Source organism: Mucilaginibacter sp. P25 (assembly GCF_050859465.1).
Lineage (GTDB): Bacteria > Bacteroidota > Bacteroidia > Sphingobacteriales > Sphingobacteriaceae > Mucilaginibacter > Mucilaginibacter gossypii.
On sequence record NZ_CP193937.1, the window covers coordinates 3,730,833 to 3,744,530 of the forward strand.

Annotated in this window: 15 protein-coding genes; 9 read left to right on the forward strand and 6 right to left on the reverse strand. The window is 44.6% G+C overall.

All coding sequences use genetic code 11. The annotated features are described in order from the left end of the window. Window positions 1-9: 9 nt before the first annotated feature. The 3 genes from ACRQ5D_RS18855 to ACRQ5D_RS18865 form a co-directional block, all read right to left on the reverse strand. A complete protein-coding gene (locus ACRQ5D_RS18855) occupies window positions 10-774 on the reverse strand; it encodes an SDR family NAD(P)-dependent oxidoreductase (protein WP_431200182.1) in 765 nt (254 codons plus the stop codon). Window positions 775-783: 9 nt separating this feature from the next. Next, window positions 784-963, reverse strand: a complete 180-nt coding sequence (locus tag ACRQ5D_RS18860) for a hypothetical protein (protein WP_431200183.1) — start codon at window positions 961-963, stop codon at window positions 784-786. 106 nt (window positions 964-1,069) lie between these two features. After that, entirely contained in the window at window positions 1,070-2,011 is a 942-nt protein-coding gene (locus tag ACRQ5D_RS18865) for an enolase C-terminal domain-like protein (protein WP_432326222.1), read from the reverse strand. Window positions 2,012-2,230: 219 nt separating this feature from the next. Here ACRQ5D_RS18865 and ACRQ5D_RS18870 point away from each other — a divergent pair, with 219 nt between their 5' ends. The 5 genes from ACRQ5D_RS18870 (at window position 2,231) to ACRQ5D_RS18890 (ending at window position 8,848) form a co-directional block, all read left to right on the forward strand. Then, on the forward strand, window positions 2,231-3,106 hold the full coding sequence (locus ACRQ5D_RS18870; RefSeq protein ID WP_091171146.1) for an AraC family transcriptional regulator: 876 nt from the start codon (window positions 2,231-2,233) through the stop codon (window positions 3,104-3,106). A gap of 378 nt (window positions 3,107-3,484) precedes the next feature. After that, entirely contained in the window at window positions 3,485-4,024 is a 540-nt protein-coding gene (locus ACRQ5D_RS18875; RefSeq protein ID WP_431200185.1) for a ThuA domain-containing protein, read from the forward strand. Between the two features lie 10 nt (window positions 4,025-4,034). Continuing rightward, a complete protein-coding gene (locus ACRQ5D_RS18880) occupies window positions 4,035-6,926 on the forward strand; it encodes a PQQ-dependent sugar dehydrogenase (RefSeq protein WP_431200186.1) in 2,892 nt (963 codons plus the stop codon). Between the two features lie 125 nt (window positions 6,927-7,051). Beyond that, window positions 7,052-7,909 (forward strand): sugar phosphate isomerase/epimerase family protein, encoded by an 858-nt coding sequence (locus ACRQ5D_RS18885; protein WP_091171152.1) that lies wholly within the window; start codon window positions 7,052-7,054, stop codon window positions 7,907-7,909. A 3-nt stretch (window positions 7,910-7,912) separates the two neighbouring features. Then, on the forward strand, window positions 7,913-8,848 hold the full coding sequence (locus tag ACRQ5D_RS18890) for a sugar phosphate isomerase/epimerase family protein (protein ID WP_091171155.1): 936 nt from the start codon (window positions 7,913-7,915) through the stop codon (window positions 8,846-8,848). A 183-nt stretch (window positions 8,849-9,031) separates the two neighbouring features. On the opposite strand, the gene ACRQ5D_RS18895 is transcribed toward ACRQ5D_RS18890, so the two are convergent. Then, the gene (locus ACRQ5D_RS18895; protein ID WP_091171157.1) at window positions 9,032-9,553 is read right to left on the reverse strand and encodes a protease; all 522 of its coding nucleotides are present in this window, start codon (window positions 9,551-9,553) and stop codon (window positions 9,032-9,034) included. 143 nt (window positions 9,554-9,696) lie between these two features. On the opposite strand from ACRQ5D_RS18895, the gene ACRQ5D_RS18900 reads away from it, so the two are divergent. After that, the gene (locus tag ACRQ5D_RS18900; protein ID WP_091171582.1) at window positions 9,697-10,809 is read left to right on the forward strand and encodes a metallophosphoesterase; all 1,113 of its coding nucleotides are present in this window, start codon (window positions 9,697-9,699) and stop codon (window positions 10,807-10,809) included. 48 nt (window positions 10,810-10,857) lie between these two features. Here ACRQ5D_RS18900 and ACRQ5D_RS18905 read toward each other — a convergent pair whose 3' ends face one another. Both ACRQ5D_RS18905 and ACRQ5D_RS18910 read right to left on the reverse strand, forming a co-directional pair. Then, window positions 10,858-11,205, reverse strand: coding sequence for an FMN-dependent NADH-azoreductase (locus ACRQ5D_RS18905; RefSeq protein WP_432326225.1), 348 nt, complete (start codon window positions 11,203-11,205; stop codon window positions 10,858-10,860). Continuing rightward, window positions 11,205-11,453 carry an NAD(P)H-dependent oxidoreductase gene (locus ACRQ5D_RS18910; protein ID WP_432326227.1) on the reverse strand — a complete coding sequence of 83 codons (249 nt, stop codon included), beginning with the start codon at window positions 11,451-11,453 and terminating at the stop codon, window positions 11,205-11,207. Before ACRQ5D_RS18910 ends, ACRQ5D_RS18905 begins: the two co-directional genes overlap by 1 nt. A 419-nt stretch (window positions 11,454-11,872) precedes the next feature. Here ACRQ5D_RS18910 and ACRQ5D_RS18915 point away from each other — a divergent pair, with 419 nt between their 5' ends. From ACRQ5D_RS18915 to ACRQ5D_RS18925, 3 genes are read left to right on the forward strand one after another with little or no spacing between them, the layout of a single operon-like run. Beyond that, window positions 11,873-12,457 (forward strand): DUF4255 domain-containing protein, encoded by a 585-nt coding sequence (locus ACRQ5D_RS18915; protein ID WP_090524152.1) that lies wholly within the window; start codon window positions 11,873-11,875, stop codon window positions 12,455-12,457. A gap of 39 nt (window positions 12,458-12,496) precedes the next feature. Continuing rightward, on the forward strand, window positions 12,497-13,078 hold the full coding sequence (locus ACRQ5D_RS18920; RefSeq protein ID WP_431200187.1) for a hypothetical protein: 582 nt from the start codon (window positions 12,497-12,499) through the stop codon (window positions 13,076-13,078). A gap of 50 nt (window positions 13,079-13,128) precedes the next feature. Further along, complete coding sequence (locus tag ACRQ5D_RS18925) at window positions 13,129-13,680, forward strand: hypothetical protein (protein ID WP_432326230.1); 552 nt, start codon at window positions 13,129-13,131, stop codon at window positions 13,678-13,680. Window positions 13,681-13,698: the final 18 nt, after the last annotated feature.

The window sequence follows — 13,698 nt, forward strand, 5'->3', positions numbered from 1 at the left end:
TATCTTGTTTTATCGTCTGTATCCAAGTTCGGCGCCACCGCTTACGGGCATAATGCAGCCGGTTACAAACCGGGCCGCGTCCGAAAGCAGGAAAACTGCGGCATCTGCTACTACATCGCCCTCAGGGCAGTAACCTAATGCATGGATATCGTTTAAGTATTTTTCTATCGATCCTGGATCGGGTTGTTCGGCAGCCCATTGTTTAAGCAATGGTGTCCATACGCCGGCAGGCGAAACAGCATTTACCCTGATACCATATTGTGCATAATCAAGCGCCATTGATTTGGTTAGGGCATTGATGCCGCCTTTAGCTGCTGTATAAGCAGCATGCAGGCTTTGACCTATATCCCCGGCCATACTGCTGGTGTTTAAAATGCAGCCTTTTGAAACTTTGAGCAGATCAATACCATATTTGGTTGTCCAGAACAGGCTTTTGAGGTTAATGCTCATAAGTGCGTCCCATTCGTCTTCTTCGGTTTCATCAACCGGTTTTGAGGGATGGGCTATAGCGGCATTGTTATGAATAGCATCAAGCCTGCCGTAGTGTTTCCGTATGGCATCGAAAGCAGCCTTTACATCAGCCGCCTTTGATACATCACCAGGAATACCTTCATGGTTGCCACCAAAACGGTCGAGGGTTTTATACAGGGCGCGCTCATTTACATCCATTATAAAAACGGTTGCTCCCTCACGGATATAAGCTTCGGCACAGGCCAAACCAATGCCCGATGCCCCTCCGGTAATAAATATTACTTTGTTTAATAATTGGTTCATCTTTGGTTTTTAGCTGGTTACAAGGTCGCTGCTGTTGCCTGCTTCGGCAGGTACGGCGTAATAGCCCCCGCTAATATTGGCCGGATTTTTAAAATACTTGGCCAAATGCGGTATATGTTCCAAAAATAAGTTTTCGTGTCCAATAGCCACATGGTTGAACAGCACTAAGTGTTGATGGATCTGCCCCATGTCGCCAACGTGCGGAACTACCGGTATGTTGAATTTTTTGCCAGCAGGCTTATCGTCAAAAACTCGGATACACCGCCAACACGCACGCAATCAACCTGGCAAAAATCTATGGCGCCGGCCTGAAAAAGTTTTTAAATATGATTTTATTAGGGATATGCTCGCCCGCAGCGATTTTAAGGGGCGCAATATCTTTAGCTAATGTTTGATGCGCCAAAACATCATCAGGGTGCGTGGGTTCCTCTATCCAGTAAGGGTTTATGCTGCTCAATTCTTTACAAATAGAAATAGCCTGAGGCAGGTTCCATTTTTGGTTGGCATCAAGCATAATGGTTGTTTTGTTGCCGGCTTCGGCCCTAACCAGCTTTGCCCTGCGGATATCACGTTGCGGATCATCTGAGCCAACTTTTAACTTCATGGCGGTAAATCCCCGGTCAATGGCGCGTGCTACGTTCTCTTTGATCTTCTCATCCGAATAATTAAACCAGCCCACTGATGTATCATACGCCTTATAACCTGTTTGCAAAACGCCGTTGCGTAATGTGCGGCCTGTAAAATTGCCCTTTAAAATATTTTCTGCTTCTTCAACAGTCAATACATCTTCAAGGTAGTTGAGGTCGAGCGTTGCCACCAGTTCTTTCGGGCTTAAATCAAGCAAAAGTTTCCAGAGCGGTACCTGGCGACTCTTGGCCCAAAGATCGAAGCATGCATTTACTATAGCTGCAAGGGCTAATTGCATAACGCCTTTGTGCGGACCCAGCCAGCGGTAGGTGGGCGAATCCAGTATCGAACGGTAAACCGAACCAAAATCGGCCATAAGTTCCTCAATTTCTCGCCCCTGTAATGTTTCGGAAAGGTATTGGATGGCTTTGCATACCAGGTCATTACCGGCACCAAGGGTAAAGGCCAGGCCAATGCCTTTTACGCTACTATCGGTATGCAGTTCGCAAATGGCATAAGCATACTGGGTTGAATCGTTTACTGCATCAGAGCCGGCGCCATTGCCTAAATTAAAACGCTTGTCGGTAACTTCAATTTTATTGATATACATGTAGGTAAATATATTTTGCAAATAGTTTCAGGCCGTTCTATGTCGAAAAGCCCTAATGAAATTTTGTTCCTTGTGTTTATAAATCGGTTTATTATACCTTTCCGGATAAGGTATGGTGCTGTAAAATTAGTGCCGTTTGATTTTTTACTTTCACTTTAATTGGCAACTTTCGATAGTATTTTTGCTTATATTTAGCTTTTCTCTTCATGTTTTGTTAAAATGAAACCAATTTTAGCCGTATTGTCTGACGGGGTACAGTCGGATGACCTATTTGTTGCACGGGAGGTGAAACTTCCTTTTTTCTCAAGTGAGTTCCATTTTCATGAAGAATGCCAGTTGGTGCACATTGTAAAAGGCTCGGGTAAGCGCATCATCGGCGATCTGGTTGATTATTTTGAAAGCGGCGAGCTTATTTTTCTTGGTTCAAATATTCCGCATGTTTGGCATAATACCCAGGAACAACCCAATGAGGATGACCCTGAACATTATGCGCATTCACTATCTATTCACTTCAATCCGTCAAAATTGCTCATGAATCTTTCGGCATTTGGTAACATACGCAAAGTGGAGTTGTTTTTAAGTAAGGCGCAAAGAGGGATGGAGCTAAAGGGTAAAAGCCGTGATATGGTAATAAAACTGATGTACCAGATAGTACAGCAGGAAGGGTTGCAAAGGATCATCACCCTGCTCGAGATCCTCAATATCATGAGTGCAGACCCGGAGCATAACCTGCTGGCCAGTATCAACTATATCAACTATTATCAATATCATGATAGTAAGCGCATGGACCAGGTATTTAAGTATATCTTTGATAATTTCAGAGAGGATATTTCACTAAATACCATTGCCGATGTGGCTAACATGAACACTTTTGCCTTTTGCCGGTTTTTTAAGGCGCGTACCCAAAAGTCGTTTACTCAGTTTGTAAATGAAACAAGAATTGGTTATGCCTGCAAACTGCTAAGTAATAAAGATTACAGTATTACAGATATAGCCTATGAATGCGGCTTTAATAATGTATCAAACTTTAACCGCTTTTTTAAAGTGATTAAAAAGGTAAGCCCGCGCCAGTACCGGAACCAGATTTTGTCTTAGTATATGATAGTTACTTACCGGCGAAGTGAGCTTTCGCTGCAAGGTGACTTACTTCCTTAAAAATGTCCCTCACCTTACCTTCAGAATGAAGCCGGCGGAGGCTCGGTTATGCACTTCTGCATCCGGCAGATCTCATCTTGTATTGATGGTAGTAACAATTCAATTACAAATCCATTCCTGCTAAAAATAAAAGTGTAATTAATACACAGTGAGTTTTTTAAATAGTAATATTGTGTTAGCCAATTGTTGAACAGCCTTTTTAGCGATACTGCATTTCATATTTTTTGCCTTGTTTATAAATCCTTTTAGCAAGGCGATGGGATTAATGCTGCTTTTATGGCTATTCATTAAAAATGTAAACCAATAATAACCTCAAACATGTCATTAAAAACAAAACTCACCTTCGTTTTTTTGACAGGATTAACTTTCCTGCTCTATTCCTTTAAAAAACCATCTGATAAGCCGCGGGTGCTGGTGTTTTCAAAAACTTTAGGCTGGCACCATTCATGTATCCCGTTTGGGATAGCGGCCATTCAAAAATTAGGTAACGAGAATGGCTTTGATGTGGATACCACCACCAACTCTGCTAATTTTAACGACGATAATCTGAAGAAATACCGGGCAGTAATATTTAACTGCACTACAGGCAATGTGCTTAATGCGGTTGAGCAGGCAGCTTTTGAACGTTATATACAGGCAGGCGGTGGTTTTATGGGTGTACACTCTGCGGCTGATACCGAGTACGACTGGCCATGGTACGGCAAGCTGGTTGGGGCTTATTTTTCAAGCCATCCTAACAACTCTAATATCCGGAAGGCTACTATTGATGTAACCGATAAAAGCCAGCCGGCCACCGCCAACTTGCCCACAAGGTGGGAGCGTACTGACGAGATGGTACAATTACAAATCTATATATAGTGGCATCCATGTGCTGGCAAGCCTCGATGAAAATACTTACGACGGTGGCACCAACGGCGCTAATCATCCCATAACCTGGTATCATGAGTTTGATGGCGGCCGGGCATTTTATACAGGCTGCGGCCATACCGACGAAAGCTACAGCGATCCCCTGTTTTTGGGGCAAATGCTCGGCGGGATCAAATACGCTATGGGCAGTGGCAAACCGCTTGATTATGGTAAATCATATTCTAAAGTAGCGCCCGATCAAACCAGGTTTATTAAAACGGTGCTGGTAAGTAACATTGCTTCGCCTATGGAACTGTCGGCAGCAAAGGATGGTCGTGTGTTTTTCACCCAGTTATTGGGCAATTTTTCCGTTTATAATACAAAAACCAATAAGTTTAAATTAATCCATAAATTCCCGATCACCTATGAAGGCGGCACGGGTGTTATCGGCCTCACGCTCGACCCTGATTTTGACAGGAACCAATTTGTTTATATCTACTATATGCCCGCCGGGCAAACCATTGAACCGCTTAACTTCCAGCTTTCGCGCTTCAAGTTAAGTCCGGCGGATGTGCTCGACCTTAAATCGGAGAAAATCCTGCTTAAAGTACCGGTACAAAAGGTGAGCGGTGCTCACCATGGTGGTTCGCTGGCCTGGGATAAGAATAAAAACCTGTACTTGTCAACGGGTGATAGCTCAAGCCCCTTTCCTTCTGATGGTTATGCACCGCTGGATGAGCGCCCCGGAACGGAACATTACAGCCTTGACGCGCAGCGGAGCGCCGGCAATACCAACGATTTTAAAGGCAAGATCCTGCGGATCCACCCCGAGGCTGATGGAACTTACACCATCCCCGAAGGAAACCTTTTCCCGAAAGGGATGGCTAAAACCAAGCCCGAAATTTATGTTATGGGCTGCCGTAATCCATACCGGATTGCGGTAAATCCTAAAACATCGGTTTTATACTGGGGCGAGATTGGGCCGGATGCAGGTAAAGATTCACCGCGCGGGCCACGCGGGTACGATGAGTTTAACCAGGCGCGCAAAGCAGGAAACTTTGGCTGGCCATATTTTGTGGGCAACAACTTTGCTTACTCGCACTGGGATTTTGTGAATGCCAGGCCAGGGCCAAATTTTGATCCTAAAGCACCGGTAAATAATTCGCCGAATAACACCGGCTTAAATATACTACCTCCTGCTACCCCGGCCATGATCTGGTATCCTTACGCCGCTTCCGACGAGTTTCCGGAGTTGGGTATGGGAGGCCGTTGCGCCATCGGCGGCGATTTTTATGAGTTCGATAAGCATATTAAAAACCCGAACAAATTCCCTGAATATTATGACGGCGCCTTGTTTGTGGCCGACTGGATGCGCAACTGGGTGATAGACCTGAGGTTTGATAAAGATGAGAACTATTTACGCAACGAAGCCTTTATGCCTGCCAACGGCGATTTCCGCCGACCAATTGATATGGAGTTTGGCCCGGATGGCGCCCTGTATATGCTGGAGTATGGCTCGGTTTATGGTGCCCAAAATGAAGACGCCCGTTTGGTTAAAATTGAATACAATACCGGTAACCGTGCGCCGATTGCTAAAGCAAGTATTTCGGATACAGCGGCATTTAATAAATTCGCCAAAACCAGGTTTTTAACCGCGGAGTTAAAAGAGTTTCCTGCTAAAAAGGAAATAGCCGGCCAGGCCCCGCTTAAAGTAACTTTCAGCAGCCAGAACAGTAAAGATTTAGATGACGACGATAAGATCACTTATCAGTGGTTGTTTGATGGTAAAACTGTTGGGGCTGCCACTCCATCGGCAAGTTATACTTTTACTAAGCCGGGTGTTTATAAAACCATATTGAAAGTAACGGATAAGGGCGGCTTGTCCGGTCGGGATACGGTAATTGTAAGGGTTGGCAATACCAAACCCGAAGTGACCATAGCCAGTGCTGATAATAAATCATTCATCTGGAAAGGCAAGCCTTTCCGCTACCATGTAGTGGTTAGTGATAAGGAGGACGGTAAAATAGATCCCAAAAGGGTAAAATTATTTTATATCTACAACCCGCAGCCCTCGGCCAATAGTACCACACAAAACTTAACGGCTTTGTCAACTACCGAGGTAAGCTATCCGGGTAAGGGGCTGATGGCTAATAGTGATTGCAAATCGTGCCATACTGTTAATAAAACTGCCGTTGGGCCAAGCTTTTTAGCTATTGCAAAACGGTACAAAACACAAAAGGGAGCTATTGATCAGCTCTCCAAAAAGATAATTGCGGGCGGCGCGGGTAGCTGGGGTACCGAGCATGTAATGAGCGCGCATCCGCAACTATCAAATGCCGATACGCGAGAAATAGTGAAATACATTTTTTCGCTTACGGATAAAAAGAGCCCGGTATTGCCTTTGCTCTTAACCGGAACACTCAATCTGAAATTTAATGATGCCGAACCGCGCGGAGAATACACACTGCTGGCATCTTATACCGATAAGGGCGGTAAAGTTGTTGGTCCGCTGAAAGCTACGGATATGGTGGTGTTGCGGAATGCTGCAGAGAAGGCTGTTTATGCCGATGAGTTGAAAGGCTTTAATAGATTTAAAGATGACCTGTCGGCGGGTAACCATAAATCATATGTACTGTTTAGGAATATTGACCTGACCAACATTAGCAAGTTTGCTTATAAATATGCTTCGAAGGATTATGACGGGGAGATAGAGGTGAGGCTCGATTCGCAGGCCGGGCCGGTGATCAGCTCTGTGGCTTATTCAACCACGGGTTCCTGGGATAAAACCGGTGAAGTAACCGGGGTGTTGGGTAAGCCAGTAAGGGGAAAACATGATGTATATTTCTTCGCCATAAAACATTCTAAACCGAGTGATGGTATTTTAAATTTAAAGGATATTCAGTTTGTTGAGTAACGATTTCGAAGCGCAAAAACATGCAACCTCTGAAAGTGAAATGACAAAGCAGCTAAAGACTTACGAAGTTTTTAAAACTTCGTAAGTCTTTAGCTGCAATTATTAATCGTTAACCAATTTTAACCATGAAAAAATCAACCATTTTTATAGCCCTCGTAGCCGTCATGGCTTGGGGACAAAACAAAGCTTCAGCACAAGGCAAACCATTATTTACCGGCCCGATAGGAGTGCAGGCTTACACATTTCGCAGTAGTATGCCAAAAGCTACCGCTGCCGTGCTGGATACTATAAAATCATTGGGCATCACTGAAATTGAAGGCGAAGGGCCGAAAGGGATGCCACCCGAAGAGTTCAGGAAAATGTGCGATGACCGCGGTATCAGCATCCCATCAACCGGGGCAGGGTATGACGCAATTGTTAATGATCCGGGTAGTGTGATCAAGCTGGCTAAAATACTGGGCGCCAAATATGTGATGGTTGCCTGGATCCCACATGGTAAAGAGTTTACTTTGGATGATGCCAAGAAAGCCGCTGCCGATTTTAATCGGGTGGGTAAGATCCTGAGTGAAGCGGGTTTAACCTTCTGTTACCATAATCACGGTTACGAGTTTGGAACTTATAACGATGGTACATTGTTTGATTATATCGCCCAAAATACCGATCCGAAATATGTCTCGTTCGAGATAGATATCCTGTGGTCGTTCCATGGTGGGCAGGACCCGGCTGCATTGATCAATAAGTATCCGTCGAGGATGAAACTGATGCATCTGAAAGATATCCGCAAAGGCGTAGCTAACGACCTTACAGGTGGCACCGATACCAAAAATGATGTTGCCTTAGGCACCGGGCAAATTGATATCCCCGGAGTGTTGAAAGCTGCAAAAAAGGCAGGGATCAAACATTATTTCATCGAGGATGAAAGTCCCTCATACAGCCAGCAGCTACCCATTACCATTGCTTATATAAAAGGTTTAAAAGATTAATATATGAGTAATTTAAACCGCCGACAAGTGTTAAAGGCTATAGGTTTAACAGCGGGGGCTGCCGTATTGAGCGAAACTGGAGCGGTAGCAGCGCCCATAGCTCCAAAAGCTGGCAGCGGCTTTGTTTACTCATTAAATATGAGCACCATCCGCGGGCATAATCTTGGTTTTGTTAAAGAGCTTGAAGTAGCTGCCAAAGCCGGTTTTACCTCAGTAGAGATCTGGATAGATACCCTGCAAACTTATCTGCAAAGCGGCGGGTCATTAACCGAAGCCAAAAAGATCATCAAGGGATTAGGCCTTAAAGTTGAAGATGCTATCGGTTTTGCCCCATGGCTGGCTGATGATGAAACTATCCGTAAAAAAGCGCTGGAGCAGCTTCAACGGGAAATGGAAATGCTGGCACAGATAGGCTGTTATCGTATTGCAGCCCCTCCGGCGGGCGTGACCAAAGGCCCTGTACTTGATCTGGATGTGGTAACCGAACGATATCTTACCATCCTGAAAATGGGTGAACAAACCGGTGTTATGCCTCAACTGGAAATGTGGGGCGGCTCACAAAATCTGAAACACATAAGCCAGGTACTTTATGTAGCTACGCAATGCGGTAAAGCGAATGCCCGCATTTTGCTCGATGTGTTCCACATTTTTAAGGGTCAATCGGCTGTAGAGAGCCTGAATTATGTTGGTCATCGCGCACTGGATATTTTTCATGTAAATGACTATCCGGCAGGTATCAGTCCTGAGCTGATCTCCGAACCCGACAGGATCTATTGCGGAGATGGTATCGCCCCGATTAAACAGATCCTGCAAATAGTTAAAAACCCCGAACGGCCGCTGGTGATCTCGTTCGAGGTTTTTAATAAAAGTTATTATGCACAGGATGCTTTAACGGTGGCTAAAACAGCATTGAAGAAAATGAAGGAGGTAGCCTCTTGATTTTCGGAGGGATTAAGCACCGTATAGACTTACCCCGACATCGCTGCGCTCGTCACCCCTCTCTACGCGAGCGTAAAGAGGTGGGCATTTTTATTTTCGTTTCCCTCTTTGCGGCGAAGCCGGAGAGAGGGTGGTCCAGCGAAGCGCAGACCGGGTGAGTTGACTGTGCGCGAAGATGGGGGTTTACTTCCCTTCATAAACAAAAGCTACACTGTCTTTCACGGTAAGCCCGCTCATATTTTGCCCTACGTAAATAACAGTATATTTTGATGGTTTACTGATATCATAAGCCTTTAGCAGGTCAATAGTAGCCATTAAGCTATCCTTTGGATTAACTTTAATATAGCTGCTGGGCGGGGGCGGCATGATTCTTTTGGCCATAGCGCCTTTGTATAGTATTTCCTGACCACTTGCATCTTTTACGTCGAGGTATTTGCTCATCAACGGCTCAAATGGGGTATGCCATTTGCAAAATTGACGGGCAGTGTCGGCATCGTTGTAAACGGTGAATTTTAGCTCAACGGCGGCTCCAATTTTAATTGTTGGCTTTATTTGCATTTTGGCAAACAGGCTGGCGCTTATAGCAGGGGCAGAACTTTGATTTTTAGCAGAATCAGAACCGGCAGATGTGTTTTTAACATGATTAACACTACATGCCGATAAAGTAAGCAGGGTTGCAGATAAGATTGTTTTGTAGTTTTTCATGCCGCAAAGGTAAGCACTTCAATTACCATTGGCCTGATAGAATTTTGAACCCGTGATCTCAGGCTGGCCCTGTTAAACCCTAAACCCCAATTTAACCCTGCCTTAATATTAGGTTGCGTAATTTTGTTGACATCATGGAGCAGATGGCTTTAATTTCCTCGTTAAAACACACAGGCCCGGTCATCAAAAAAGATCAGCCGGATGACAGCTATAAATTTCAGCCCCTGCCCGAACCCTCCGGCAATTATCCCTATCATCTATCCATACATGATGTAGTGCCCGGCATTGCTGATGACAAAATGGTTTTTCATATGGTAGGGGATACCGGCAGCATCCGTAATCCGGGTTCGCAAAGGCGCATAGCAGCTTTAATGGCTGCACAGTATAAAGTGCTTTCCGGCGCCGGTAAACCAAAGTTTTTGTACCATTTAGGTGATGTTGTTTACAACTACGGAGAGGCTCAAAACTATTATGAACAGTTTTTTGAACCCTATAGCCTTTATCCGGGGCCGATATTCGCGATAGCCGGTAACCATGATAGTGATGTAAATCCTTCCGCTGCGATGCCGTATCAAAGCCTTGATGCTTTTACAACTGTGTTTTGTGATACTGTTTCGCGCCAGGTAATGCTGAGCCGAAGGATAGACCGCAAAAGCATGCCGCAGCCCAATATTTACTGGACAATGGACACCCCGCTGGCAACCATCATCGGTTTACATACCAATGTACCTAAGTACGGCGTTGTTACCCGCGAGCAGCGTGAATGGTTTATGGAGGAACTGCGATCTGCCGATATGCAGCGGCCAGATAAGGCAATTATCCTTTGTATGCACCATGCCCCTTATTCGGCAGATATTAATCATGGAGCCAGTTTGCCGATGATTGATTTCCTGGAAGGTGTTTTTGAAGAAACCGGCGTCAGGCCTGATATAGTTTTTAGCGGGCACGTACACAATTATCAGCGTTTCAGTAAGCAATATGATGACTTAACCATGATGCCTTATATTGTAGCCGGTACCGGTGGTTTTGATGAGTTGCATCCAATTGCTTTGACCGACAATACGGGTTTTACTGCCGAAGATTCCAGGTTTGATGGGGTTAGCCTTGAATACAGTTGCGATACCCGTCATGGTTTTTTAAAGATCGCTGTTGAAAAGATTAACAATGGGCTCACCTTAACCGGTGAATATTACACCGTAGCTGATGAGGACGAAAATACAGCTGTTTTAACGGATAGCTTTGTTATTAAAATTTAAAACAAAAACACCCGAAGAAAGCAACTACTTCCTCCGGATGTTTTAATATTAAAGCTCAATTGCCTGTATCGCTTTATCTAAAGCAATTTCCTGCATGCCCGGTACCTTTACGCCTTCAACTCTAAATGCTTTAATATCCGTCATCCCCATAAAGCCCAGTACAGCCCTTAAATAGGACTCGGTGAAATCATAAGCTTTCATGAATCCTTCAGAATATACTCCGCCAGATGAAATGGCAAGGTATACTTTTTTATTTTTAACTAATCCCTCAGGTGTTTTTCCATCGTATTTGAAAGTTTTGCCCGCACGGGCAATATGGTCTATCCATGTTTTTAAGGTTGACGGAATGCCGAAGTTGTACATTGGTGCATCAATAACTACAGCATCGGCATTCATTAGTTCGGCAATTGCCTCGTCCGAATGTTTAACGGCTTCAACAAGCGCTGGTGTCCTTTTTCTTCAGGAGTGAAAAAAGATGTTATGTGTGCTTCTTCCAGGTGCGGGAATGGAGTAGTGGTTAAATCATGAGTAGTTAATGTATGATCGGGATGGGCCGATTGTAATTCACTTACGATGGCCCTGCCTAATTTTACGCTGAATGATGCTTCGCCCCTCGGGCTGCTGATTAGATGTAATATTTTCATTGCTGTATGTTTTGTAGCAGCAAAATTACCTCTCATAACTATCAAAAAGATACTACTATCCTAAAGGATACCGGTATCCTTTAGGATAGTAGTATCCTGATTTTGAGATATTTGTTTGAACATCAATTAGATACGAGGTTCTCCGGTTTTGTCGATGTTACGCCGCGCTTAAATTATGGAATTTGAAGAAGAGTGCGCCGTGACAACTGGTTATCCATTTTAAAAAGTTCGTTTTTGATGAAATTTTCAGGTTTTGTGTTGTTTTAACCTGTTCATTACCACGTATTTATACGTGCCTTAATTGCGTATAAATACGTGGTAATTAGCGTGCATACACTTGCAGGTTACTAAAGCCTGATGCCCAATTTTGGATTAACATCAGCAGCTAACCTGCAAACACCTATAAACATCTAATTATCATGATTTACCAAACCGTAAGTTTTTTAGCCGAGCAGTTGAATAACTATCTCAAAACAACCGACGGGAACAGCGGGCTCAGCTCAAGCTTCACCCAGCTTAAAAACGTAGCCCACCTGAGCGATGATGAGATCAAAGGGCTTGAGAATATCCTGGTAACGCTGGTAAATATATCCGAGGAGTTTACCATGAAAAATATACCCAATTACGTACGCAACGGCGATGATATTAACTATCGTAACGCGCCGATGTACCTTAACCTGTATGTTTTGTTTTCGGCCTGTTTGCATTCTTCTTATGAAAAATCACTGATCTTCCTGTCGCATATCGTCGAATTTTTTCAGGGCAAGAGCACTTTTACCAAACAAAACAGCCCGACCACGAAAGTTGGCCTCGGCGATTTTCGCCTTATACTTGATATCTACTCGCCCACATTTGAGCAGGCCAATTATCTGTGGAGCACGTTGGGTGGTAAACAATTTCCATATGTATTGTACCGCGTCAGGCTGATTGAAATACTGCGCGATAATGTGACCGAAACACGTGGCATCATTAAAAAGATAGAACTGAGCGATAAACTGAGCTAACGATTAGTGCCGGCGATTAACCTGTAAATTATAAACCCGATGGTACTGGACCTGAACTACGAAACGCTTTTTGAGGTTGACATCCGTCATCATTATCACCTGGATGACGGGATCACACTCTTTGACACGCTGAGCGCCGATGCGCGCCTGGCCATGCTGGAGCGTTATGACATAGGCAGTTTCATGAGCGTAACGCCTACTAAAGCTACAAGGGCGAAGTTCGCAGGCTTGCACATGGTTTATAAACAAACCGAAACCGGCATTATTACCGGCATCCCATACACCTTGAACGGGGGCAAGGAGCAGCCGCAGATAGTACCGCCGGATAACACCGTTTTTAGCTTCAGTTTGGCTATTAACGATGGGCTTTTTGCCAACTACAGCTCACTGCCTTTAAAGGCGCCGGATGGTATGGTATACTTTTTTACCAACGATCCTTCGTATTCGCCGCGTGTGGCGCCGTTTTTAACAGCGACACCGAATGTTTACAAGGCTGCTACCGATTATTACCCGGGCGATATGCTGGTAGATAACCAGGCTGCGCCAACTAAATTGTTCATCGCCCAGAAAAAAATAACCTTGATCCGGCAGCGGGCGCTACCCCGGCGGGCAACTGGGTAACCGATCCGCTGGTAGGCGGAAAACCGCTGGCCTACGCAAGTAATAATGATTTGATCCGCCAGTTTGGGCGCATATTTACCTACCAGGTAACGGTGGCAAATAAAACCCCGGCACTCACTATAAAAGATCGCTTTGGCAATGTGGTAAACGTGTCCGGCAGTGTGGAAACCGGGCCTTTGAATATCATCAAAGCTGATATGGGCAATTTGCCTGAAGGCTTATATACTGCCCACCTGGCAACTGCAGGTTATACTGACGACTTTCCGTTTTATTACAGTATGGACTCATCGGCCTGGGCTTTTATTGATATCTGTGTTAAAACAAGCGGTGCAACCTATAACCTGTTACAGACGGATACTACGCTTAAATCGCCGGTGTTTAGCTTACGGTTTAAAAACCGGGCGACCTACTGGCGCTACATAGGTAAAACCTTTGGCGCGGCATCAGTAACTGATAATGCGCTGCCCCTTACCCGGCAGGGTTTTATAGCTGTGAAAGTAAAGGATAAAAATAATCATCCCACCACTATCGACCTGCCCAATGCAACGGCATCCCTTATTAAACCAGAAACCAATCAGATTTTTTCAGACATATTTTTTTAGGAAGTAAAAAACAGTAAT